Below are 21160 nucleotides of genomic sequence, written 5' to 3'. Positions count from 1 at the left end.
GGCTACTACTTGATATCAGCATAGAATCAATCAGCGGAAAGGGACTTTTTTTACGTGATTCACGGCGTGGTGGTGCTGGTGTGGCTGGGGCTTTGCGCGTTACAGGACGGGCGACAGCGGCGGATTGCCAATCGCCTGACTCTGGGCGCGGCGCTGTCAGCCTTGATCTACCTGGCGTGCACGGGCACTACCTGGCTCGGTGGGGCCGCCGTCGAAGGTGGCTGGGCATTGGCAGTGGCGCTGGCGTTGTCCTTGCCAGGTTATGCCCTCGGTCGTTTCGGCGCGGGAGATGTGAAACTGCTCGCCGCTCTGGGCCTGGCCGGCACGGTGGATTGCCTGCTGTGGTCGCTGATCGTCGCGGTTGTGGCGCAAGGGGGCTGGGTGCTTGCGGGTCAACGGCTTGCGGTGCGTCTTTCGAAAACGGGCTTGAGGGCGTCAAAAAAACAGCCGTTCGCGCCCTGTGTGCTGGTGGGCTTCACCCTCTACTGGCTGTGGGTTCAATAGCGGGCGTACGTTATGTACAGAGTTACAAACTGCGTCTAGGTTTAGGGGAACGCCCCGTCAATCAGTCGTCCGAATGGATAGGTCGCCTTTGGGCTGCCAGGCATGGAGTCGCGCGTGAATAAGCTGATACCGGCAGTAAAAGTGCTTGTGGTCGACGATCAACCCCTGATCGTGGAAGAACTGTGTGAGTTTCTGGAAGACAGTGGCTACCGCTGCGTGCCCTGTGAATCCAGCCATCATGCGTTGCAGCGTTTTGCTGAAGACGCTGAAATCGGTCTGGTGCTGTGCGACCTGCATATGCCGGACATGGATGGCATCCAACTGGTGCAGGCGATGCAGACGCTTGCCGGCAAGCAACGCGCCTTCGAGGCGATCATGCTCACGGGTCGCGCCGACAAGCAGGATGTGATCAAAGCGCTGCGCGCGGGGATTTCGGATTACTACCAGAAGCCTGTCGATCTGCATGAGCTGCTCGAAGGTATCCAGCGCCAGGAAGCAGCGTTGGACGAGCGGCAAAAAAAGCTGCAGCTGGGGCACCTGAACCAGAAGTTGCAGGACCTCTCCGACTCCATCAATGACCTTTACCAGGACCTCGATAAGGTGCGCCGAGCGCCGGTGTCGTCCGACGACGCTGCGCCCAGCGATGCCGCGCTGCCGGCGGACGTTGCGCCGATCTTCATGCAGCTGTCACCGCGCCAGCTGGACGTGGCGCGCCTGGTGGGCAAGGGCCAGACCAACTACCAGATCGCCTGCGAGCTGGGCATTACCGAGAACACAGTCAAGCTGTACGTGTCCCAGGTGCTGCGCCTGACTCAGATGCACAACCGCACCCAACTGGCGCTGGCCCTGTCGCCCAGTGCGATGGCGCGTCAGCGCATCCCGGAGCACTGACGGGCGCTTATCGGCGCGCGCCGCCGGACGATGCACCGTCGGCGCCCTGTTCGAAGAACTCCGGGATGGGATGCTTATTGCTGTCCAGCCAACGCTGCAACGCCTGCTCGCGCTCGGCGGGGCTGCCGGTTTGCGGCGTCGGCGAGGCGGCCTGGCCGTTGACCTGCAACGTCAGCCACTGCTCCGTTTCGGCTTGCTGCGGTGAGGATGGTCCAGGTTCGATGGCGCAGGCCACCAGAGGCAGCAGTCCTAGAAAAACCAGGTAATGGGCTTTCATTGTGTCGACTCCTATTGCACGGTCACAGGTGGCGCGGCGCCGCCCGTCGCGACGTTGTGCGCCGTTGCGCCGGCGGCCTTGAGTGCCTCGGCACGTTCCTGGGCTTCGGTGACCTGTTCAGGGCTCAGTCCCAGTTGGCTGACCACTTTTGCCGCTTGCCCCCAGTCGTCCTGGTAAATCAACAGCGTTATCAGGTTGACGGCGGCCAATGGGTCGCCTTGCTTGAGTTCGATGGCGGTCAGGAACTCGAAACGCGCGTCCTCCAGGCGCCGTTGCTTGAGGTAAACCACGCCCAGATCATTGCGGATTTTCTCGTCGGTGGGCGCCAGCCGCGCCGCCCGTTGAAGATGGGTCATGGCCTGGGCATTGTCGCCCTTGGCGGCGGCCAGTTGGCCCAGGCCATGTTCGCCTTCGGCGGTCATACAGGTGCCGAGCAGGCTGCGATACAACGGCTCGGCCTCACTGCGTCCGAGCAAGCGATAAGCCCGGGCCTTGCGCTGGCGCACCTGGGGCAGCGCATCGGGCAGACTTTGCAGGTTGGCCAGGCTGGCGTGCAGCTTGCCCTCGTTGGCGAGGTCGTCGGCCAGGTTCAGCGCCAGTTCCTGTTCCGAACCTGGCTTGGCGCAATTGCCGGGCGTGGTCAACGTCGCCCACGGTGACTGGCCATTGGCAGCGCAGCCGCCGAGCATCATCAGAGCCAGTCCGGCAATCAGTATTTTCATCGGGGGCTTTCCTCAAAAGTGGCTGAGTGCACGGGCGATACCGATAAAGGCCGGACCGCCCAGCACGATCAGCAAGGCCGGGAACAGGAACACCATCATCACCACCGACATTTTTGCCGACATCTTGGAGATGTATTCCTGCAAATGGGTCAGGCGTCGGTCGTCGAGCAACTGCTTGAGGGCCAGCAGCGATTTCATCGCACCGCCGCCCTGCAGGATCAGTTGCTGGAGGATGGTGCAGGTGTCGTTGAACTCATCCACGGCCAGCACGCGTGCGGTCTTGCCTAATTCTTCGCCCAGCTCCAGGCCCGAATCGACGCGGGCCAGGACCAGCCGCAGCTCCTGGGTCAACTCCGGCAGCAGGCGCTGGCCCTCGCTGCTCAGCACGCGCAGGGCCTGCTCAACCGCCATGCCCGATTCGAACATGATGCGCAGCAGCGGGATAAAGGTGGCTATCTCGATGGCAATGCGTTGCTGCCGGCGTTTGGCCGTGGATGCCAGGATGCGCTTGGGCAACAGATAGCCCAGGCCCAGCGCCACCAGCGGGGCGATCCACGGCGACGGCGTGTGCGGGTACAGCAGTTGCTGGCCCACCAGGGTCAGGCCGAGCAGCACCAGCGGTGTACCGACCTGGCACGCGGCAAACATCGAGCGCTGATTGGCCTTGCGCCAGCCGACACGGTTGAGCAGGGTCTGGGTTTCGGTGTCCAGAGTAACGGAGCGCTGGGCCAGTGTGCTGGCGCCCAGATGCCGCATCAGGCTGCCGAGCCGCGCCTGGCGGGTGATCTGCCCCTGCAGGCGCAGGTTGATCAGGCGCCGGCGGCGGCGCTGTTCCAGCCAATGGCCGGCCACCAGCACCAAGGCCGCAAGAAACATCAGCGCGCTCGCCAGCAGGGCCATCTCAGATACTCCGCAACATGCGCCACATCACGAAGCTGCCGGTCAGCTCCATGGCCAGGGCGCCGAACAGCATCCAGCGCCCGGTTTCGTCGTTCCACATGGTCATCAGATAGTGCGGGTTGGCGAACATGAAGTACCCGACCATGCACACCGGCAGGCCGGCCAGCACGTAAGCGGTCATGCGCGTTTCCCCAGTCATGGCCTTGAGCTGGCGCGCGCCCTGTTCTTTTTCGCGGATCATCTTGATCAGGTTTTCCAGCAACTCGCTGGCGTTGCCGCCGTAGCGGTGGTTGACCTTGAGACCCAGGGCAAACAGGCGAAACTCATCGCGCTCGTAGAACTCCGCGAAGTCATGCACCGAATCCGGCAGGCTCACCCCCAGTTGCACGTTACGCTGGATGCGCCCCATGGCTTGCTTGAGCGGTTCGTCGGCCGCGTCGATACCGCCAAGCACCGCGTCGGCGAGGGTGCGTCCCGACTTCAGACTGCGCACGGTGTAGTCCAGCAGCGACGGCAGTTGTTCGATCATTCGGCGTACGCGGTGTTGATAGCGCCAGGCGATGTAGGCGCGTGCGATCAGTGGTGGCAGCACAAGCATCAGCAGCAGGCCTGGCCATTGGGCTACCAGCAGCCCGAGCAATGCACCCAGCGCCCAGCCGAAAAGCCACAGGCCCAGGCGCTCGGTGGGCTTGCCCAGGCCGGCGCGTTGGAACATGCGTTCCAGGCCGGCCCACGCAGCGCGGGTCGGTGCCTTCGCAGGCTGGCCTTCGGCGAGCCGCTCCAGCACACGTTCGCTGCTGGCTCGGCGCACGCCGCTCTGGAACAGGCTGAAAGACAGCGCCACCAGGATGATGCAGATCAGCAGCAGGAAGGTTCCGGACACCGTGCTTCTCCTTACTGCGGCAGCGCGCTTTCGCGGCGCAGTTTGTCGCCCGCCGGGTTGAGCGCTTCGCGCACGAACCCGACGGCAGTGCGTCGGTCCAGGCGAAACAGCGTGTTGGTGACGTAAATGTCATCGCGCACGCCCACCACTTCCACCACCTCGCTCACGCAGCGCCGGCCATCGGGCAGGCGGGTGAGTTGGATCACTACGTCCAGCGCCGCGCAGATCATCTGGCGCAGGGTTTTTTCCGCGACCACACGGCCGGTGAGGTCCACCAGGGTTTCCAGGCGCAGCAGCGCATCCTGGGCGTTGTTGGCATGCACGGTGCTCATGGAACCGTCGTGACCGGTGTTCATCGCGGTGAGTACATCGAGCACTTCCACGCCGCGGATTTCACCGAGGATGATGCGGTCCGGGCGCATCCTCAGGGCGTTGCGGATCAGGTCGCTGGCCTTGACCTCGCCATGCCCCTCGGCATTCGGCGGGCGGGTTTCCAGGCGCACCACGTGTGGGTGGCCCAATTGCAGTTCGGCGACGTCTTCGATGGTGACCAGGCGTTCGTGGGGGTTGATCAATTGGCTGAGGATATTGAGCAGCGTGGTCTTGCCGGTGCCGGTGCCGCCGCTGATCAGGATGTTGCAACGCTTGCCCACCGCGTCCTGAAAAAACTCGAAGATGCTGTGGTCGATGGTTTGCATCGCCACCAGGTCGCTGCTCTTGAGCATGTCTTTGCGGAACTTGCGTATCGACAGGCAGGGCCCATCCAGCGCAATCGGCGGGATAATCGCGTTGACCCGGCTGCCGTCCGGCAACCGCGCATCGACCATGGGTGACGATTCGTCCAGGCGCCGGCCCAACGGTGCGAGGATTCGCTGCATCACCCGCTCCACATGGTGCGCATCGATAAAACGCAGGTCGCTCTGGTGCAGCAGGCCTTCGCGCTCGATAAACACCCGGTGCGGGCCGTTGACCAGTATCTCGGTCACCGCCGGGTCGCGCAGCAGCACTTCCAGTGGGCCGAAACCGGTCAGTTCGTCGACGATTTCTTCGGCCAGACGCTCCATCTCGTAACGGGAAACCGCCAGGTGCATGCGCGTGATGTATTCCGACACTTTATCGATCACCAACTGCGCCAGGGATTGGCGCGTGCCTTCCAGCAGGTTTTTGCCCGACTCCTCGATGGCATCGATGATGTAGCGGTGCAACACCAGTTTCAGCCCGTCATGGTCGTTGTGCCCGGGGGCGCGGGCCGGGCCGCCGAACAGTTTCTCGCCGTTCATCGTTGCGACCTGCGCAGACGTTCGAACCAGCGCGCCGACGGTTTCTGCATGCCTTCGGAGCGTCTGGCCAGGCGTTCGCCGAGGGTGCGCAGGCCTTGGGTCAAGGTCTCTCGGGGGGCCAGGCTGAACAGGCTTTGCCCCTGGTTTTTGGCATTCATGCGCAATTCCGCGCTCAGGGGCAGCACCGCGACGCATTCCAGGCCGTAGGTCTTTTCCAAGGTGTCGATGTCCGGCGCGCAGCTTTTGAGGTGGCGGTCGATCAGCAGCTTGGCGTGTTCGAGTTTCATGCCTTTTTCCCGCCACAGGTTGAGCACCGCCAGGTTGCGCCGGCAATCGAGCACACTCTGGTCGGTGCACCACAGCAGCTTGTCGCAGTGGCTGACGAAGGTGCGCAGGGCTTCGCTGTCGGTCTGCCCGGTGAGGTTCACGACGATGTGCTGGAAGTGCTGGCGCAGGGCGCTGAGCAGCATGTACACCTCGGCGGCGCTGGTCAGTTCCAGGGGCTCGTCGTGGCCGGCATAGGCCAGGATGCGCAGGTTGTCATCGGCGCGGGCGAAGGCGCTGTCGATCAACGTAGTGTCCAGGCGCCGCAGATGGCGCAGGGCATCGCCGAAGTTGAAGGTGCTTTCCAGGCCCAGCAGCGCCAGGCTGTCGCCGCGCGGCAGGCCCAGGTCGAGCAACAGGGTCTGCTGCCCGCTCTTTTGCACCACCATGGCCAGGTGGCTGGCCAGCAGGGCACCGTCGCCATTGCCCTGGGTGCCGTAGAGCACGGTAAGCCCGCCCAGGTGCGCATTCGGCGCGCTGGGCGGCAGACGTTTGCTCAGGCGGCGTACCAGCCCGGCCACTTCGCTTGAGCGTGAGCCGTAGGCGACAAAATCCCGCGCGCCGGCCCGCATCGCATTGAGCACCAACTGGTTGTCCATGCCGTCGCCGAGGGCGACGATCGCCAGCATCGGCTTGGCTTCCAGGGCACCTTCGATCAGTGCGCTCTGGGCCACCACGTTGTCGCGGTCTAGCCCGATGAACACCAGGTTGGCGAAGGTCACGTCCACCAGGGCAAGCAGTTCGTCCAGGCTGCCACCCCCGGCACCGACCACTTGGCCGAGGGGCGCAAGGGCGCCCTGCAGCCACTCCAGGTCGACGCTGTTGCGGGTAATGGCCAGGAAGGTCTGGCTCAGGCTATTGCTCATTGGGACAGTCCACTGCGACGGTCGAAGTCGCCGTTTTCGAGGAAGAACAAGCGGTACCAATTCGGATCGTAGCTGCGCAGTTTTTCACCGGGCAGCGATGGCAATTGCGCGTTGGCAGCCAGTGGCTGCACCAGGTGCGGGGTGACGATCATCAGCAACTCTTTTTCTTCGCGGCTGCTGTTGGCGTCGCGAAAAAACGCGCCGAGAATCGGGATATCCCCCAGTCCCGGAAATTTGTTAATAGTGGAGCGTGCATTGGTGCTGATCAGCCCGCTGATCACAAAACTTTCGCCATCGGCCAGGGACACGCTGGTGTCGGTGCGGCGCACGGTCAGCGCCGGCACTTGGATGCCCTGGATCTGCACGGCGTTGCTGTAGTCCAGTTCGCTGACTTCCGGCGCGACCTTAAGGGTGATGCGGGTGCGGTCGATCACCGTGGGCGTGAGCGTCAGGCGGATGCCGAACTCTTTGTATTCGATGGAGATGCTGTCGCTGCCGGCGCTCGGCACCGGCACGGGCACTTCACCGCCGGCGAGGAAACTGGCGCTCTGGCCGCTCATGGCCACCAGGCTGGGGCGTGCGAGGGTATAGGCAAAACCGCTGCGCTCCAACGCGTTGATCATGGCCTTGACCCGCCCGCCGCCAAAACCGATGTTGAAACTGTCGGCGCTCACCGGCAGCTTGAACACGCCTTCCGACGGGGACAGCAGATTGGGACTGCCGAAGAAAAAGTTGCTGCCGTTGCCGAGCAAGCGGGTGCTGGCTTCCTTGAGTTTGCTGCGACTGACTTCGACGAAGCGGATGTCGGTCTGCACCTGGCTGGGCAGCAGCGGATCCTGGGATGGCGACAATGACAGGCTGGTGAGCGCCGCCGTGGCCTTGCCCTTGACGAACACCATGCTTTGGCGGGGCACGCTGGCGCAGGCGGTCCAGACCATCAGGCTGGTGGCGCCACTGCCGACGCCGGTGAGCAGGAAGTGACGATCGCCGTTGACCCGCACATCGGCGATTTTCGGGTCGCCGATCGCCAGACGGGTGATGGCGACCGGCGATTGCACTTCCTGTTGCAGGCCCTCGCCGACTTCGAGCACCGCCGGCAAGGGGCCCAGGGCGCTGCAATTACTCGACGCCGCCAACGCCCTATCCACCGGCAGGCATATCAGCAGCAAGGCCCAGGCCAGGGGCGCGAAGGGGCGGGCGTAGCGATGGCTCATTCACGGCATCCTTGCGCGGTCATGGGGTTTGTTGAGCGGCCTGGGCGCCGCGTATCACTTCGATACCTCGGCGGACGGCTGGGGCGGTGTCGCTCTGCGCGGGGCTTTTGGGCGGGCCGATCAGAGCCAGTTGGGTAAATTGGTAGAGGTCGCGGTTGGCCTCGGCGAGTGTGCTCGTGGGATCGCTTTCGCCGGCCCAGTACCTGCCAAGCAACTGTTCATCGGCGCTGCGCACGGCCAGGCGCAACGTACCTGCTTGCGCCGCAAGCATCAGGCGACTCAACAAAGGCTCCGGCACTGCCAGCACCACGGTGCGTGCGCCCGCCCGGCGTTGGGCAGCCTGGGCGCGTTCTTCCACGGTGACCGGCGGCGGCACGGCGGGCTGGCCGTCGTTGGCCAGGCCCAGTTGATCGCCGACGCTGAGCAGGCGCAGCGCGGGAATGATGATCTGTGCCGACTGTTGCGCATTATCGGTGTCCCGCGCCAGAAACAGCAGCACATCCACGTAATCACCGGGGCTCAGTTGCCCGGCGGCGCCGATCACTTCGTCCACCGCGACGGCCAGCGCGCGTTCGTCCGGGCGAATCATGCGCGCCAGCGGACCGCCTTCGCTGAAGCTTTGATCATTGAGCCAGGTGCCCGCGCCCAAGGCGCGCAACGGCCGGCGGCCGATGGCCTGGTCGAGTTCCGTGAGGCTACCGGCGGGCACGGTGCGCAGGTTTTCCAGCGCCAGGTCGGCAGCGGTGAGAGGGACGAACGCGGGCACGTCATGTACCAGCACCACCACGGGGCGCCGGGTCTGGTCTTCGACGGCGGCAGCGGTGCTTTCCACGGAAACGACGGGGGCGGCGACAGGTTCGGGCGTGCGACTTAACACCAGCCCCCAATACCCCGCGATCAATGCCCCGATGAGCAGCAAGCCGGCCAGCGCCATGCTGATGCGACTGTTCATGACGGCTCTCCTCCTTGCGTTGCACTGCCTACCCGTCTATCCAAACGAGTTAATTCGCAACCTGGCTGTGATGAACATGTAACGATTTGGCTATTTGACGGTAGCTCAGGTAGGACGAAACGCCATTAACCTCGGGAAAATTAATCCGCCTCGTAAACTGCATCTGCACCAGGTGCGCGCTGGCGCGGCGCGAACTTTACGACTAATACTTTGTGATTAATCCGTTATTACAGTTGTGAGGCTGGGGTTTGTTGACAATGCTCTAAAGGCACGCCGCGATGATCCGCGCTAGAGCCATAACGGCTTGCTGTGTCGTATTAGGGAGAAGTCTTATGTTCCTTGACCAGATGTTGAAGCTTTACGTGCAGGCGCAACTGTTTTTCAAGCGCGACGAAGGGGCGTCAGGTATCGAATACGCCATTATCGTGGCGCTGGTTGCATTAGTAATTGTTGGCGCCGGGGCAGGGCTTGGCGACAAGATCAAATCGATCTTCGACAGTATTGCGACGAAGATGACCACCTGAGACCGTCGGTATCACGCGTGGCCATCTTCCTTTAAGTATTTTTTCAATTAGGGAATGTCTATGAGCGCCTCTTCGCCAACCCGCCAGCAAATTCTTTTGGTGGACGACGAAGAGGACGCGCTGGTTGAGCTTGCTGAGTCCCTTGAGAACGAAGGGTTCGAATGCTACACCGCCACCTCGGTCACCTTTGCCCTGCAGGAACTCACGCTGCACCCGGACATCGCACTGGTGATCACCGACCTGCGCATGCCCGAGGAAAGCGGCATCTCCCTGATCAAGCGCCTGCGCGAACATACCGAGCGCTCGCACCTGCCGGTGATCGTCATGACCGGCCATGCCGAGATGGATGATGTCAGCGACCTGCTGCGCCTGCAGGTGCTGGACCTGTTTCGCAAACCGATCTACCTGGTGCGGTTGATCGATACGTTGAATAACCTGTTTCCCGTGCGGCCCACACGACTAAAGCCATGAGCATCGGTTGCCTTTCAGCCGATCGGCTGCCACTTGCCGACCATATGCTCGATCCCGCCGCTCCCGTTCAGTACCCACTCGCCACTGGAACCGGCCGCGCTGGCCGATAACCGCAGGTCGCTGGGCAATCGCACCGGTTTGCGGAACTCCACGTACAACTCGATATTGGCCGCGGGCAAGTGCTCACCCAAGGCGGCCAGGCTGTGCGCCTTGTTCCACAAGCCGTGGGCAATGGCCTGGGGAAAACCGAACAGCCTGGCGGTGAGGGCGCTGAGGTGGATCGGGTTGTAGTCGCCGGACACCCGCGCGTAGCGGCGGCCGATATCGGCGGGGGCGTTCCAGCGCGTCAGTTCGCTGACCTGGATGGGCGTGGGCAACGGCTCATCCGTGGCTTCGCCTGGCAGCTTCACGCCCCGGCACAGCATGCGGCTCTCGCCTTCCCAGAGCAGGCCGAGGGCGTCTTCGACGGTGGTGATCAGGTCAAAAGTCGCGCCTTTGGCGTGTGGCTTGAGGTTCTGCGCATGCACGCCGACCCACAGTTCGCCCACGCCTCCCAGTGGGCGGTGGACGCGGATACGGTTGCTCAGATGGATCAGCCCCAGCAGAGGGAACGGGAACGAGGTGTCGGTGAGTAACTGCATCTGCACGCCGAAAGCGAGGATATGCGGGTAGGTGGCGGGCAACATCGGGCTGTCGGCAAAGCCGCATACCTTGCGATACGCCGCCACCGCCTTGGGATCGACGCTGACCCGGCAGCGCAGCCCCCGGTCGGGCAGCATGCTGCCGCTGATCCTGCGCTTGAGCGCCGCGCGCCAATACAGTGGCGGCAGGAACGGTCGGTTGTTTAAGGTCTGCCACTGCATGTTCACGCTCCCAATAGACTTTGCCCGCACACCCGCAGCGCTTGCCCGCTGACCGCGCCGGAGCCGGGCTGGCCCAGCCACGCCACGGCCTCGGCGACATCCTGAGGCAAACCGCCCTGGCCCAGCGAACTCATGCGCCGCCCGGCTTCACGCAGGGCGAACGGAATATGCGCGGTCATCTGGGTTTCGATAAACCCGGGGGCGACGGCATTGATGCTGATGCCCCGAGGTTTGAGCGATGGCGCCCAGGCTTCGGCCAGGCCAATCAAGCCGGCCTTGCTCGCGGCGTAATTGGTTTGCCCGCGGTTGCCGGCGATGCCGCTGATGGAGGCCAGCAGCACCACGCGGGCGTTGTCGTGCAGGGTGCCGCTGTCGAGCAGGGCTTTGGTCAGTACCTGCGGCGCATCCAGGTTGACCGCCAATACCGCATCCCAATATTCCGGGGTCATATTGGCCAGGGTCTTGTCGCGGGTGATGCCGGCGTTATGCACCAGAATGTCGAGGCCGTCGGGCAGGTGTTCAATCAACTGCGTGGCGGCGTCCTCGGCGCAGATATCCAATACGACGGTGCGGGCGCCCAGGCGAGCGGCGAGGGCTTCCAGATCGGCCTTGGCCTGGGGCACGTCGAGCAGGATCACCTGCGCGCCGTCACGGGCCAGGGTTTCGGCGATGGCCGCGCCGATGCCACGGGCGGCGCCGGTGACCAAAGCCTTGCGCCGCGCCAACGGACGTGTCCAGTCCTCCACCGGGGTGTCGCAGGCCTGCAGACGAATCACCTGGCCTGAGATGTAGGCGCTTTTCGGCGACAGGAAGAAACGCAGCGCACCTTCCAGTTGCGCCTCGGCACCGTCGCCGACATACAGCAACTGCAGCACGCCGCCGTTACGCAGTTCCTTGGCCAAGGAGCGGCTGAAGCCTTCCAGGGCGCGCTGGGCGCTGGCGGCGAACGGATCGCTGAGGCTTTCCGGGGCGCGACCGAGGATCACCAAGTGGGCGCTATGGTCGAGATTTTTCAGCAGCGGCTGAAAGAATTCGCGCAGTTGCTTGAGCGAATCGGTGTGCTGCAGGCCACTGGCGTCGAACACCACCGCCTTGAGCTTGGGCCCGTGGCCGGGGATCCACGCAGGGGCGCCCAGCGATTCGGCGCCGTAGCTGTAGACGGCGTCGGTGAGTTTGTTGGCGAACGGCAGCACCTGGGCCGCCAACGCGCCGCCACCGAGCAGCAAGGCGCCCTCGACGGGACGCAGGCGCCCGGCCTGCCAGCGTTCCAGGCGTCCCGGCGACGGCAGGCCAATGGCGGCGACCAGGCGCTGGCCGAGGCTGGAGTTGGCGAAGTCGATATAACGGTCAGACATGGAACGCTCTCCGAAGGCTGGGGTTCAAAGGGTTGACCATCCCAGGGTAGCAGTCGTTCGACTAGGCTTAACGGTCCCACCCCGGCCCATCACACACAGGGAGCTTTCCATGACTCAATTGCGGCGTGTAGCGATCATTGGCGGTAACCGCATTCCTTTCGCCCGCTCCAATGGCCCTTACGCCACGGCGAGCAACCAGGCGATGCTGACGGCCGCCCTGGAAGGCTTGATCGAGCGCTACAACCTGCACGGCCTGCGTCTGGGTGAAGTGGCCGCCGGGGCGGTGCTCAAGCATTCGCGGGATTTCAACCTGACCCGCGAATGCGTACTCGGCTCGCGCCTGTCCCCGCAAACCCCCGCCTACGACATTCAGCAGGCCTGCGGCACCGGGCTGGAGGCGGCGCTGCTGGTGGCCAACAAAATTGCCCTGGGCCAGATCGAATGCGGCATTGCCGGCGGCGTGGACACCACCTCCGACGCGCCCATCGGCGTGAACGAAGGCCTGCGCAGGATTCTGCTGCAGGCCAATCGCAGCAAGTCCGTGGCGGATAAACTGAAAGTCCTGTTACAACTTCGTCCCCATCACCTCAAGCCCGAGCTGCCGCGCAATGGCGAACCGCGCACCGGTTTGTCCATGGGCCAGCATTGCGAGTTGATGGCGCAGACCTGGCAGATCCCCCGCGACGAGCAGGACCAACTCGCCCTGGAGAGCCACCGGAAAATGGCCGCCGCTTACGCCGAAGGCTGGCACGACGACCTGACCACCCCGTTTTTGGGCCTGACCCGCGACAACAACCTGCGCCCCGACCTGACGCTGGAGAAACTCGCCGCCCTCAAGCCGGCGTTTGAACGCAGCGAGATGGGCACGCTCACCGCCGGCAATTCCACCCCGTTGACGGACGGCGCATCCCTGGTGTTACTGGGCAGCGAGGCGTGGGCCCAGGAGCGCGGCTTGCCGATCCTGGCCTATCTGCGCGATGGCGAAGCGGCGGCGGTGGATTTCGTCAACGGTGCCGAAGGCCTGCTGATGGCGCCGGTGTATGCGGTGCCGCGCTTGCTGGCCAGGAATGGTCTTACATTGCAGGACTTCGATTACTACGAGATCCACGAAGCCTTCGCCGCCCAAGTGTTGTGCACGCTCAAGGCCTGGGAAGATGCCGATTACTGCAAGACTCGCCTGGCGCTGGACGCGCCATTGGGCGCGATTGACCGCAGCCGTCTCAACGTCAAGGGCAGTTCCCTGGCGGCGGGGCATCCGTTTGCCGCTACCGGCGGGCGCATTGTCGCGAACCTGGCCAAATTGCTGGCGACGGCGGGCAAGGGCCGTGGGCTGATCTCGATCTGCGCCGCGGGTGGGCAAGGTGTGACGGCGATCATCGAGCGCTGAGGGCGCCCTTAATTGGCCTATTGGTTGCATTCTTCAACGGGCAAAGATCAGTCGCCTCTCCCACCAGCGAGCCGATTGCCGTATAACGAGTGCCATACGCGTATTTGGTAACAAAGGACCCACAATAAAAGCTGATGAAGACTCCTAAACGCATTGAACCCCTGATCGAAGACGGTCTGGTCGACGAAGTGCTGCGCCCACTCATGAGTGGTAAAGAAGCAGCTGTTTATGTGGTGCGCTGCGGCAACGAATTGCGTTGCGCCAAGGTTTACAAGGAGGCGAATAAACGAAGTTTTCGTCAGGCATCCGAATACCAGGAAGGCCGTAAGGTCCGTAACAGCCGTCAGGCCCGGGCCATGGCCAAGGGTTCCAAGTTCGGCAAGAAAGAAACCGAGGACGCCTGGCAGAACGCCGAAGTCGCGGCGTTGTTCCGCTTGGCCGGCGCCGGTGTACGCGTGCCGCAGCCGTACGACTTTCTCGAAGGCGTGCTGTTGATGGAACTGGTGGCCGATGAGTATGGCGATGCCGCGCCGCGTCTGAACGACGTGGTGCTGGAGCCGGATCAGGCCCGCGAGTACCACGCCTTTCTGATTTCACAGATCGTGCTGATGCTGTGTACCGGTCTGGTGCACGGTGACCTGTCCGAATTCAACGTGCTGCTCACGCCGACCGGCCCGGTGATCATCGACTTGCCCCAGGCAGTGGATGCGGCGGGCAACAACCATGCATTCAGCATGCTGGAACGCGACGTGGGCAACATGGCTTCCTACTTCGGGCGCTTTGCCCCGGAGTTGAAAAAGACCAAGTACGCCAAGGAAATGTGGGCCTTGTACGAAGCCGGTACCTTGCACCCGGGCAGCGTCTTGACCGGCGAGTTCGACGAGCCCGAAGAGCTGGCGGATGTCGGCGGCGTGATCCGTGAGATCGAAGCGGCGCGGCTGGATGAAGAGCGCCGCCAGGCGATTCGAGCGGCGGATGATGCGCCGTCGAGCAAAACCCCCGACGAGCCACCGCCGCCGCCCTGGATGCAATAGTCTTCGGCTGCATGCAGATCAACAGGTGGGAGGGGCGGTGCGACGATTCGACTTGCCCCCGGTGGCACAGGTATCTACACAGCTTCGGTAGAAAACATAACCTGAGAAAGTGAGGTTTTTGTGGTGAGCAGGCTTGCCCTGCGGTGGGCTGCGAAGCGGCCCTAAAACCTGACAACCGGTTTGGCCTGATACGCCACAGTGTGCGGAGAGGGGCCGCTTCGCGCCCCAGCGCAGGGCAAGCCTGCTCACCACAGCGTTATGTGTCCGCCTTTAAGACTTGTGAAGATACCTATGCCCCGATGGCAGCGTTTCAGTTACCGCAACGGCTGGCTGATCCACCGCTATCGGGCAAGCTCTCTCCCACATTGGTTTTGCGTATGCCCTTAGGAGCAGCAAGAGCCGGACGCCAACTCCTTAAGAATCGGGCAATCGGGCCGGTCATCGCCCTGACAGTGTTCCACCAGGTCCTGCAAGGTGTCGCGCAGTTGGCCCAGTTCCAGGATTTTCTGGTTGAGTGCGTCGATGTGCTGGCGCGCCAGGGCTTTTACGTCGGCGCTGGCGCGATTGCGGTCCTGCCACAAGGTCAGCAGCTTGCCGACTTCCTCCAGGGAAAACCCCAGATCCCGCGCGCGTTTGATAAACGCCAATGTGTGCAGGTCATCCGCGCCGTAGACGCGGTAGCCGCTGTCAGTGCGGTGAGCTGCTTTCAACAGGCCGATGGATTCGTAGTAGCGAATCATCTTGGCGCTGAGGCCGCTTTGCCGGGCGGCTTGGCCGATGTTCATGGGTGTTGATCCTCCACATCCTTGGGTTTCCAGGTTTTCAACAGCAAGGCATTGCTCACTACGCTGACGCTGGACAACGCCATCGCCGCGCCCGCCAGCACCGGGTTGAGCAGGCCGAACGCCGCCAGGGGAATGCCAATCAAGTTATACACAAAGGCCCAGAATAGGTTCTGCCGGATCTTGGCGTAGGTCTTGCGGCTGATCTCCAGCGCGGCCGGAACCAGGCGCGGGTCGCCGCGCATCAGGGTAATGCCGGCGGCGTGCATGGCCACATCGGTGCCACCGCCCATGGCGATGCCGATATCGGCGGCCGCCAGCGCCGGGGCGTCATTGATACCATCGCCGACCATCGCCACCACATTGGTTTTTTTCAGCGTGGTAACGGTGGCGGCTTTGTCGGCGGGCAGCACTTCGGCATGCACATCATCGATGCCCAGCGCCTGCGCCACCACCCGCGCGCTGCCACGGTTGTCACCGGTGAGCAGATGGCTGCTGATGCCCTGGGCCTTGAGTTGCCCCACGGCCTGCAGCGCACCGGGCTTGAGGGTATCGCCAAACGCGAACAGCCCCAGCACCCGGGGTTGCGCGCCTTGCTCGATCAACCAGGACAACGTGCGACCTTCGGCCTCCCAGGCCTGGGCGGTATCCGCCAGGTCGCCGGGGGTGAGGCCGCTGTCTTCGAGCAGCCGACGATTGCCCAAGGCCAGTGGCCGACCATCGAGGGTGCCGGCGATACCGCGCCCAGTCAGGGATTGGCTGGCGCTGACATCGGCGATGCTCAACTGCTGTTCTTGGCAGGCCTGCAGCACCGCATTGGCCAAGGGGTGTTCACTGCCGCGTTGCAGGGCACCAGCCTGTTGCAACAGTTGGGCTTGATCGCCATTTACCGCGATCAGGTGCGCGATCCTGGGCGCGCCGGAGGTGAGGGTACCGGTCTTGTCGAACACCACGGCGCTCACTTCATGGGCGCGCTCCAAGGCTTCGGCGTCCTTGATCAGAATGCCATGACGCGCCGCCACGCCGGTGCCGGCCATGATCGCGGTGGGTGTGGCCAGGCCCAGGGCGCAAGGGCAGGCGATCACCAGCACCGCGACCGCATTGATAATGGCGGTTTCCAGCGGCGCACCGTACAGCCACCAGCCCAGCAGCGTAATCAGCGCCAGCACCAGTACGGCCGGTACAAACACGCGGCTGACTTTATCCACCAGTTTCTGGATCGGCGCCTTGGCGGCCTGGGCGTCTTCCACCAGGCGGATGATCCGCGCCAGGACGCTTTCGGCGCCCAGCGCGGTGGTGCGCACCAGCAAGCGACCTTCACCGTTGATGGCGCCGCCGGTGACCTTGTCGCCGGGCTGTTTGGGCACCGGCAAACTCTCGCCGCTGATCAAGGCTTCGTCGGCATGGCTCTGACCTTCGATCACCTCACCGTCCACCGGGAAACGCTCGCCGGGTTTGACGCTGACCACGTCGTTGAGCGACAGGGCGGTGATTGCCACCTCTTGCTCATGGCCATCGCGCACGCGGGTCGCCCGTTCGGGGCGCAAGGCTTCCAGGGCGCGGATGGCGCTGGCGGTCTGGCGCTTGGCGCGGCTTTCCAGGTATTTGCCCAGCAGGATCAGGGCGATCACCACCGCAGAAGCTTCAAAATACAGATGCGGCATGCTGCCGGCCGGAGCGGTGAGCCATTCGTACACACTCAGGCCGTAACCGGCGCTGGTGCCGATGGCGACCAGCAAATCCATATTGCCCGCTCCGGCGCGCACGGCTTTCCAGGCGGCCACGTAAAAACGCGCGCCGAGGATAAATTGCACCGGGGTGGCCAGGGCGAATTGCACCCAGGCCGGCAGCATCCAATGCAGGCCGAACGGCTGCACCAGCATCGGCAGCACCAGGGGCAATGCCAGAACCATGGCCAGCAGCAAGGCCCAGCGCTCGCGGCGCAGGCGCTGGGCTTGATCGGCGGCGGTGCGGGTTTCGGTCTGCGGCAGGCTGGCGCTGTAGCCGGCTTTGTCGACGGCGGCGATCAGCACGCTGGGGTCTATCTGGCCGAGGACTTCGACGTGAGCACGCTCATTGGCCAGATTGACGCTGACGCTCTGCACCCCCGGCACCTTGCCCAGCGCGCGCTCGACACGGCCGGCGCAGCTGGCGCAGGTCATGCCGCCGATGGGCAGGTCAAAGGTGGTGGTTCCATTCATGGGGCAGTCCTCCAGGAGAAGTAGCCCCCAGGATCAACCTTGACCTGTGGGTAAGGTCAAGCGCCTTCAGTATTCCAGTGCGGCGGGCTTGAGGTACATGCCGTCCGGGCCTTGGGCGATACGCAGCTTGCGTACGTCGCCGACCTTCAACGTAATGTTCTGCGCCGGCGGTGCCAGCAGGCCTGGCAGGCAGCCCGGTGACTGACCCGGCAGCAGCTTGAGACGCAGCGACAGATTGCCCGCCGGCAAGTTGAACGAGGTGGACTGCTCCTGGAACAGCCGACCCGCCAACTGATCGTTGAGGTACAGGCCGATCTCGCAGTTGGTCGGCACTTCCAGGCGCTCCCTGGAAATGATCAGTACCGCATAGTCTTCAGCGGCCAGGGCCTGGGGCGCGGCGGCAGACAAGCTCATCAGGCCCACAAGGCCAAAAAACGACCAGCGCATGGCGAGTACTCCGTGGTTCACAGCTTGGGAAAGTTCAAGCTTGGCCGACGTCGCTCCCGAATACCAGCCCGGCCGATTTCTCAGGAACTTGACCTTGCCATCGTGGCAAGGTCGAGACTGGGTTCAACCTCATCAAAGGAGTCATGTCATGCAAGTGTTCACTGTGGAAGGAATGACCTGCGGCCATTGCGTTAAAGCGGTGACCCAGGCGGTGAAGAGCCGGGATCCGGCAGCCGAAGTGACGGTAGACCTGGCGGCCAAGCAGGTCAGCGTGCAGAGCCAACTGAGCCGCGAAACGATCGCCGGGCTGATCAAGGAAGAAGGCTACACCGTCGTCTGATTTTTAATAGTTAGCGAGCTATCGTAATGTTCAAGGCACCCAAGCGCGGCTAGACTGTCGGGCTGCCGACTCACTTGGGTGCCCGATGAACCTTCGCATCATTCTGATCCTGGGCGCCTTGAGCGCCTTCGCGCCGCTGGCGATCGATTTTTACCTGCCTGGTTTTCCATCGATGGCCACGGCCTTCGCCACCGATGAAAAACATATCCAGCTGACCCTGGCGGTGTATTTTGCCGGCCTGGCCATCGGCCAATTGATCTACGGCCCGCTGGCGGACCGTTTCGGTCGGCGTGGGCCGCTGCTCAGCGGCGTGACCCTGTTTACCCTGGCCTCTTTCGCCTGTGCCTTTGCGCCGTCCCTGGAATGGCTGATCGGCGCGCGCTTCGTGCAGGCCCTGGGCGGCTGTGCGGGGATGGTGATTTCCCGCGCGGTGGTCAGCGACAAGTGCGACCCCGTGGGCTCGGCCAAAGTGTTCTCCCAACTGATGCTGGTGACTGGCCTGGCGCCGATCCTTGCGCCGCTGGCCGGCGGTTTGATGGTGGGCTTGTGGGGCTGGCAGTCGATCTTTCTGGCGCTGTCGATCTTCAGTGTGATGGCCGCCGTCGCCGTAGCGGTGGGACTGCCGGAAACCTTCCCGGCCCATCAACCGCGCCAGCCGTTGTCCGGCTCGTTGCGTCGTTACCTTCAGTTGGCCTCGGACCGTGTCTACCTCGGCTATGCCCTCACCGGCGCATTGTCGATTGCCGGGATGTTTGCCTACATCGCAGGCTCACCTTTCGTATTTATCAAACTCTACGGCGTACCCGCCGAGCACTACGGCTGGGTGTTCGGCTCCAACGCTGCGGGTTTTATCCTGGTGGCCCAGCTCAATGCGCGTCTGTTGGCCAAGCGTGGCCCTGCGTTCCTGCTGTCGCGCACGGTGTGGGTGTATGTGGCGGCAGCGCTGACGCTGCTGGGTGTGGCCGCGTTGCGCACCGACGCGTTGTGGCCGTTGCTGGTGCCGCTGTTTATTTGCATCGCCAGTCTGGGCTGCATCCTGCCCAATACCTCGGCGTGCGCCATGGCCGGCCAAGGCGCTCGGGCCGGCAGCGCGTCGGCGTTGCTCGGTTGCATTCAGTTCGGCGTGGCCGCGGGAGCGGCGTCGCTGGTCGGGGTGTTACACGATGGGACGGCCTTGCCGATGGCGATGGTCATCAGCTTGTGCGGGTTATTGGCGGTGACGGTGGCCATGTCGACCTTGCGCCTGCAACGGGCCAGGGCCTTGCAGGCGCAGGGCTGACGGACGGTTTCAGCCAGCGGCGGCGCGTTGCTGGCTGATCGGGAAAGCGTGCGGCGCCTGGATGCGCGCTTGCAGGGTCTCGGCAAAGGCACGGGCCTCGGCTTCACTGCGAAAGGTAATGGCTTTGTGGTCCAGGCGGACCTCCCACTGGGATTTTGCTAACGCTTTTATCAGGATCTTCATTGCTGACTTCCTCACGTAAAAGAATCGTGGCAAAGGCGGCCAATATAAACCCGAATGCGCTCGCAAATATGACAAAGGTCAACTCTCTGACTAGTGGCGCCGTCTATCACTCACACGAATAACAGACGGCGCCCACAGACGGCTGTCAGAAACCTTCCAGCACGATCTTGCCCTTGGCCTTGCCGCTCTCCAGCAACGCGTGGGCCCGACGCAGGTTCGCTGCGTTGATCGCACCGAAGTGCTCGCCCACCGTGGTTTCCAGCGTGCCGGCGTCGATCAGTTCAGCCACGCGATTGAGCAGGTGGTGCTGTTCGATCATGTCCGGCGTCTCAAACATCGAGCGCGTGTACATGAATTCCCAGTGCAGCGACAGGCTCTTGCGCTTGAGCTTGCTCACGTCCAGCGCCTTGGGGTCGTCGATCAGCGCGAGCTTGCCCTGAGGTTGCAGCGCTTCGACCAGTTGGTCCAAGTGGTGCTCGGTCTGGGTCAGGCTGGCGACATGAGTCACTTGCGCCTCGCCCGCCTGGTGCAAGGCTTCGCTCAGCGGCTGGCTGTGGTCGATCACCCGATGGGCGCCCAGTGCTTTGGCCCATGCCTGGGTTTCCGGGCGCGAGGCGGTGCCGATCACCTTTAACGCTGTCAGTTGGCGGGCCAATTGGGTCAGGATCGAACCCACACCGCCGGCGGCACCCACGATCAGCAGACTCTGGCCTTGATCCTCCTTGCCCTCGCGGATCTGCAGGCGCTCGAACAGCAGCTCCCAGGCCGTGATAGCGGTCAGCGGCAGCGCGGCGGCTTCGGCAAAGCCCAGGCTTTTGGGCATATGCCCGACGATGCGTTCGTCCACCGTGTGCAACTCGCTGTTGCCGCCCGGGCGCGTCAGGGAACCGGCGTAGAACACTTTGTCGCCAGCCTTGAACAGGCTCACGTCGCTGCCGACCGCCTTGACCACGCCGGCGACATCCCAGCCCAGCACCTTGGCGGTACCGGGTTCCGGGGCGACGTTCTGGCGCACCTTGGTGTCCACCGGGTTGACCGAGATGGCTTTGACTTCCACCAGCAGGTCGCGCGGGCCGGCGACGGGGGCCGGCAGTTCGATGTCTTGCAGGGACTGTGGGTCGTTGATGGGCAATGACGCGTAGTAGGCAATGGCTTTCATGGGGGCTCCGGAAAAGGGCAGTGATCAGGCCAGAAAATTCAGGCGCTTGAGTTCGAAATGTTCGAGTACATCCGCCGCTTGGGCGCGGAAGTCCTGGATATGCGCGCTCTGGTCGTGGGCGGCCAACGCAGCATCGTCGCGCCAGCGTTCGAGCATGTAGAAGGTTTCGGGGTGCTGCTGGTCCTGGTGCAGGTCGTATTGCTCGCAGCCGGCTTCATGGCGCGTGGGTGCCAGCAGGCCGCGCAGCAGGGTTTCCAGGGTGGCCTGTTGGCCGGGTTTGGCGATCAGTGTGGCGATAACGTTAAAGGCAGCGGACATAAGC

At 63.5% G+C, this 21160-nt stretch carries 24 protein-coding genes; 8 read left to right on the top strand and 16 right to left on the bottom strand.

Translation table 11 applies throughout. The annotated features are described in order from the left end of the window. Nucleotides 1-54 precede the first annotated feature (54 nt). On the top strand, nucleotides 55-504 hold the full coding sequence (locus OSC50_RS21585) for a prepilin peptidase (protein WP_181080868.1): 450 nt from the start codon (nucleotides 55-57) through the stop codon (nucleotides 502-504). A 114-nt stretch (nucleotides 505-618) separates the two neighbouring features. Further along, nucleotides 619-1395, top strand: a complete 777-nt coding sequence (locus OSC50_RS21580) for a response regulator transcription factor (protein WP_253510278.1) — start codon at nucleotides 619-621, stop codon at nucleotides 1393-1395. A gap of 7 nt (nucleotides 1396-1402) precedes the next feature. Here OSC50_RS21580 and OSC50_RS21575 read toward each other — a convergent pair whose 3' ends face one another. From OSC50_RS21575 to cpaB, 8 genes are read right to left on the bottom strand one after another with little or no spacing between them, the layout of a single operon-like run. After that, nucleotides 1403-1672: a DUF3613 domain-containing protein gene (locus OSC50_RS21575; RefSeq protein ID WP_253510280.1), complete on the bottom strand. Its 270-nt coding sequence runs from the start codon at nucleotides 1670-1672 to the stop codon at nucleotides 1403-1405. 11 nt (nucleotides 1673-1683) lie between these two features. Next, nucleotides 1684-2394, bottom strand: a complete 711-nt coding sequence (locus OSC50_RS21570; protein WP_253510282.1) for a tetratricopeptide repeat protein — start codon at nucleotides 2392-2394, stop codon at nucleotides 1684-1686. Nucleotides 2395-2406: 12 nt separating this feature from the next. Next, complete coding sequence (locus OSC50_RS21565; RefSeq protein ID WP_253510285.1) at nucleotides 2407-3294, bottom strand: type II secretion system F family protein; 888 nt, start codon at nucleotides 3292-3294, stop codon at nucleotides 2407-2409. A gap of 1 nt (nucleotide 3295) precedes the next feature. Further along, nucleotides 3296-4177, bottom strand: a complete 882-nt coding sequence (locus OSC50_RS21560) for a type II secretion system F family protein (protein WP_181080863.1) — start codon at nucleotides 4175-4177, stop codon at nucleotides 3296-3298. A gap of 11 nt (nucleotides 4178-4188) precedes the next feature. After that, nucleotides 4189-5457, bottom strand: coding sequence for a TadA family conjugal transfer-associated ATPase (locus OSC50_RS21555; RefSeq protein WP_266245729.1), 1269 nt, complete (start codon nucleotides 5455-5457; stop codon nucleotides 4189-4191). Then, nucleotides 5454-6647: a CpaE/TadZ family protein gene (locus OSC50_RS21550; RefSeq protein ID WP_181080861.1), complete on the bottom strand. Its 1194-nt coding sequence runs from the start codon at nucleotides 6645-6647 to the stop codon at nucleotides 5454-5456. Before OSC50_RS21550 ends, OSC50_RS21555 begins: the two co-directional genes overlap by 4 nt. Continuing rightward, on the bottom strand, nucleotides 6644-7861 hold the full coding sequence (locus OSC50_RS21545) for a type II and III secretion system protein family protein (protein WP_253510291.1): 1218 nt from the start codon (nucleotides 7859-7861) through the stop codon (nucleotides 6644-6646). The genes OSC50_RS21550 and OSC50_RS21545 overlap by 4 nt, the downstream gene beginning before the upstream one ends. A 19-nt stretch (nucleotides 7862-7880) precedes the next feature. Continuing rightward, on the bottom strand, nucleotides 7881-8813 hold the full coding sequence (gene cpaB, locus OSC50_RS21540; RefSeq protein ID WP_266245731.1) for a Flp pilus assembly protein CpaB: 933 nt from the start codon (nucleotides 8811-8813) through the stop codon (nucleotides 7881-7883). A gap of 332 nt (nucleotides 8814-9145) precedes the next feature. Here cpaB and OSC50_RS21535 point away from each other — a divergent pair, with 332 nt between their 5' ends. Then, the gene (locus OSC50_RS21535; protein WP_181080858.1) at nucleotides 9146-9337 is read left to right on the top strand and encodes a Flp family type IVb pilin; all 192 of its coding nucleotides are present in this window, start codon (nucleotides 9146-9148) and stop codon (nucleotides 9335-9337) included. 60 nt (nucleotides 9338-9397) lie between these two features. Beyond that, nucleotides 9398-9808 carry a response regulator gene (locus OSC50_RS21530; RefSeq protein ID WP_181080857.1) on the top strand — a complete coding sequence of 137 codons (411 nt, stop codon included), beginning with the start codon at nucleotides 9398-9400 and terminating at the stop codon, nucleotides 9806-9808. A gap of 14 nt (nucleotides 9809-9822) precedes the next feature. Here OSC50_RS21530 and OSC50_RS21525 read toward each other — a convergent pair whose 3' ends face one another. Both OSC50_RS21525 and OSC50_RS21520 read right to left on the bottom strand, forming a co-directional pair. Beyond that, nucleotides 9823-10671 carry a MaoC family dehydratase gene (locus OSC50_RS21525; protein WP_181080856.1) on the bottom strand — a complete coding sequence of 283 codons (849 nt, stop codon included), beginning with the start codon at nucleotides 10669-10671 and terminating at the stop codon, nucleotides 9823-9825. A gap of 2 nt (nucleotides 10672-10673) precedes the next feature. Beyond that, nucleotides 10674-12026 (bottom strand): 3-oxoacyl-ACP reductase, encoded by a 1353-nt coding sequence (locus OSC50_RS21520; RefSeq protein WP_266245733.1) that lies wholly within the window; start codon nucleotides 12024-12026, stop codon nucleotides 10674-10676. A gap of 109 nt (nucleotides 12027-12135) precedes the next feature. Here OSC50_RS21520 and OSC50_RS21515 point away from each other — a divergent pair, with 109 nt between their 5' ends. Together OSC50_RS21515 and OSC50_RS21510 are read left to right on the top strand one after the other, a co-directional pair. Then, nucleotides 12136-13413, top strand: coding sequence for an acetyl-CoA C-acetyltransferase (locus OSC50_RS21515; protein ID WP_266245735.1), 1278 nt, complete (start codon nucleotides 12136-12138; stop codon nucleotides 13411-13413). A gap of 134 nt (nucleotides 13414-13547) precedes the next feature. Further along, nucleotides 13548-14447 (top strand): PA4780 family RIO1-like protein kinase, encoded by a 900-nt coding sequence (locus OSC50_RS21510; RefSeq protein ID WP_181080853.1) that lies wholly within the window; start codon nucleotides 13548-13550, stop codon nucleotides 14445-14447. Between the two features lie 383 nt (nucleotides 14448-14830). On the opposite strand, the gene cueR is transcribed toward OSC50_RS21510, so the two are convergent. The 3 genes from cueR to OSC50_RS21495 all read right to left on the bottom strand — a co-directional run bounded on the left by cueR (nucleotide 14831) and on the right by OSC50_RS21495 (nucleotide 17877). Continuing rightward, nucleotides 14831-15232 (bottom strand): Cu(I)-responsive transcriptional regulator, encoded by a 402-nt coding sequence (gene cueR / locus OSC50_RS21505; protein ID WP_266245737.1) that lies wholly within the window; start codon nucleotides 15230-15232, stop codon nucleotides 14831-14833. Continuing rightward, on the bottom strand, nucleotides 15229-17430 hold the full coding sequence (locus OSC50_RS21500) for a heavy metal translocating P-type ATPase (RefSeq protein ID WP_266245739.1): 2202 nt from the start codon (nucleotides 17428-17430) through the stop codon (nucleotides 15229-15231). The genes cueR and OSC50_RS21500 overlap by 4 nt, the downstream gene beginning before the upstream one ends. 66 nt (nucleotides 17431-17496) lie before the next feature. Next, nucleotides 17497-17877: a hypothetical protein gene (locus OSC50_RS21495; protein WP_181080850.1), complete on the bottom strand. Its 381-nt coding sequence runs from the start codon at nucleotides 17875-17877 to the stop codon at nucleotides 17497-17499. Nucleotides 17878-18025: 148 nt separating this feature from the next. Here OSC50_RS21495 and OSC50_RS21490 point away from each other — a divergent pair, with 148 nt between their 5' ends. Together OSC50_RS21490 and OSC50_RS21485 are read left to right on the top strand one after the other, a co-directional pair. Continuing rightward, a complete protein-coding gene (locus tag OSC50_RS21490) occupies nucleotides 18026-18217 on the top strand; it encodes a heavy-metal-associated domain-containing protein (protein ID WP_181080849.1) in 192 nt (63 codons plus the stop codon). 85 nt (nucleotides 18218-18302) lie between these two features. Further along, entirely contained in the window at nucleotides 18303-19496 is a 1194-nt protein-coding gene (locus OSC50_RS21485) for a multidrug effflux MFS transporter (RefSeq protein ID WP_266245741.1), read from the top strand. Between the two features lie 9 nt (nucleotides 19497-19505). On the opposite strand, the gene OSC50_RS21480 is transcribed toward OSC50_RS21485, so the two are convergent. The 3 genes from OSC50_RS21480 to OSC50_RS21470 all read right to left on the bottom strand — a co-directional run bounded on the left by OSC50_RS21480 (nucleotide 19506) and on the right by OSC50_RS21470 (nucleotide 21156). Further along, on the bottom strand, nucleotides 19506-19679 hold the full coding sequence (locus tag OSC50_RS21480; RefSeq protein ID WP_181080847.1) for a hypothetical protein: 174 nt from the start codon (nucleotides 19677-19679) through the stop codon (nucleotides 19506-19508). 145 nt (nucleotides 19680-19824) lie between these two features. Then, entirely contained in the window at nucleotides 19825-20838 is a 1014-nt protein-coding gene (locus OSC50_RS21475) for a zinc-binding alcohol dehydrogenase family protein (RefSeq protein ID WP_253510301.1), read from the bottom strand. Between the two features lie 24 nt (nucleotides 20839-20862). Then, on the bottom strand, nucleotides 20863-21156 hold the full coding sequence (locus tag OSC50_RS21470) for a putative quinol monooxygenase (RefSeq protein ID WP_253510303.1): 294 nt from the start codon (nucleotides 21154-21156) through the stop codon (nucleotides 20863-20865). Nucleotides 21157-21160 lie beyond the last annotated feature (4 nt).

This window comes from Pseudomonas quebecensis (assembly GCF_026410085.1).
Taxonomy (GTDB): Bacteria; Pseudomonadota; Gammaproteobacteria; order Pseudomonadales; family Pseudomonadaceae; genus Aquipseudomonas; species Aquipseudomonas quebecensis.
The sequence above is the reverse complement of the archived record's forward strand: the minus strand, read 5'-3'. Positions and strand labels throughout refer to the sequence as shown.

Excerpts from the sequence above, each read along its gene's own strand:
- OSC50_RS21575 (WP_253510280.1), bottom strand. The coding sequence starts at position 1,672 with ATGAAAGCCCATTACCTGGTTTTTCTAGGACTGCTGCCTCTGGTGGCC.
- OSC50_RS21570 (WP_253510282.1), bottom strand. The coding sequence starts at position 2,394 with ATGAAAATACTGATTGCCGGACTGGCTCTGATGATGCTCGGCGGCTGC.
- OSC50_RS21565 (WP_253510285.1), bottom strand. The coding sequence starts at position 3,294 with ATGGCCCTGCTGGCGAGCGCGCTGATGTTTCTTGCGGCCTTGGTGCTG.
- OSC50_RS21555 (WP_266245729.1), bottom strand. The coding sequence starts at position 5,457 with ATGAACGGCGAGAAACTGTTCGGCGGCCCGGCCCGCGCCCCCGGGCAC.
- OSC50_RS21550 (WP_181080861.1), bottom strand. The coding sequence starts at position 6,647 with ATGAGCAATAGCCTGAGCCAGACCTTCCTGGCCATTACCCGCAACAGC.
- OSC50_RS21545 (WP_253510291.1), bottom strand. The coding sequence starts at position 7,861 with ATGAGCCATCGCTACGCCCGCCCCTTCGCGCCCCTGGCCTGGGCCTTG.
- cpaB (WP_266245731.1), bottom strand. The coding sequence starts at position 8,813 with ATGAACAGTCGCATCAGCATGGCGCTGGCCGGCTTGCTGCTCATCGGG.
- OSC50_RS21535 (WP_181080858.1), top strand. The coding sequence starts at position 9,146 with ATGTTCCTTGACCAGATGTTGAAGCTTTACGTGCAGGCGCAACTGTTT.
- OSC50_RS21530 (WP_181080857.1), top strand. The coding sequence starts at position 9,398 with ATGAGCGCCTCTTCGCCAACCCGCCAGCAAATTCTTTTGGTGGACGAC.
- OSC50_RS21525 (WP_181080856.1), bottom strand. The coding sequence starts at position 10,671 with ATGCAGTGGCAGACCTTAAACAACCGACCGTTCCTGCCGCCACTGTAT.
- OSC50_RS21520 (WP_266245733.1), bottom strand. The coding sequence starts at position 12,026 with ATGTCTGACCGTTATATCGACTTCGCCAACTCCAGCCTCGGCCAGCGC.
- OSC50_RS21515 (WP_266245735.1), top strand. The coding sequence starts at position 12,136 with ATGACTCAATTGCGGCGTGTAGCGATCATTGGCGGTAACCGCATTCCT.
- OSC50_RS21510 (WP_181080853.1), top strand. The coding sequence starts at position 13,548 with ATGAAGACTCCTAAACGCATTGAACCCCTGATCGAAGACGGTCTGGTC.
- cueR (WP_266245737.1), bottom strand. The coding sequence starts at position 15,232 with ATGAACATCGGCCAAGCCGCCCGGCAAAGCGGCCTCAGCGCCAAGATG.
- OSC50_RS21500 (WP_266245739.1), bottom strand. The coding sequence starts at position 17,430 with ATGAATGGAACCACCACCTTTGACCTGCCCATCGGCGGCATGACCTGC.
- OSC50_RS21495 (WP_181080850.1), bottom strand. The coding sequence starts at position 17,877 with ATGCGCTGGTCGTTTTTTGGCCTTGTGGGCCTGATGAGCTTGTCTGCC.
- OSC50_RS21490 (WP_181080849.1), top strand. The coding sequence starts at position 18,026 with ATGCAAGTGTTCACTGTGGAAGGAATGACCTGCGGCCATTGCGTTAAA.
- OSC50_RS21485 (WP_266245741.1), top strand. The coding sequence starts at position 18,303 with ATGAACCTTCGCATCATTCTGATCCTGGGCGCCTTGAGCGCCTTCGCG.
- OSC50_RS21480 (WP_181080847.1), bottom strand. The coding sequence starts at position 19,679 with ATGAAGATCCTGATAAAAGCGTTAGCAAAATCCCAGTGGGAGGTCCGC.
- OSC50_RS21475 (WP_253510301.1), bottom strand. The coding sequence starts at position 20,838 with ATGAAAGCCATTGCCTACTACGCGTCATTGCCCATCAACGACCCACAG.
- OSC50_RS21470 (WP_253510303.1), bottom strand. The coding sequence starts at position 21,156 with ATGTCCGCTGCCTTTAACGTTATCGCCACACTGATCGCCAAACCCGGC.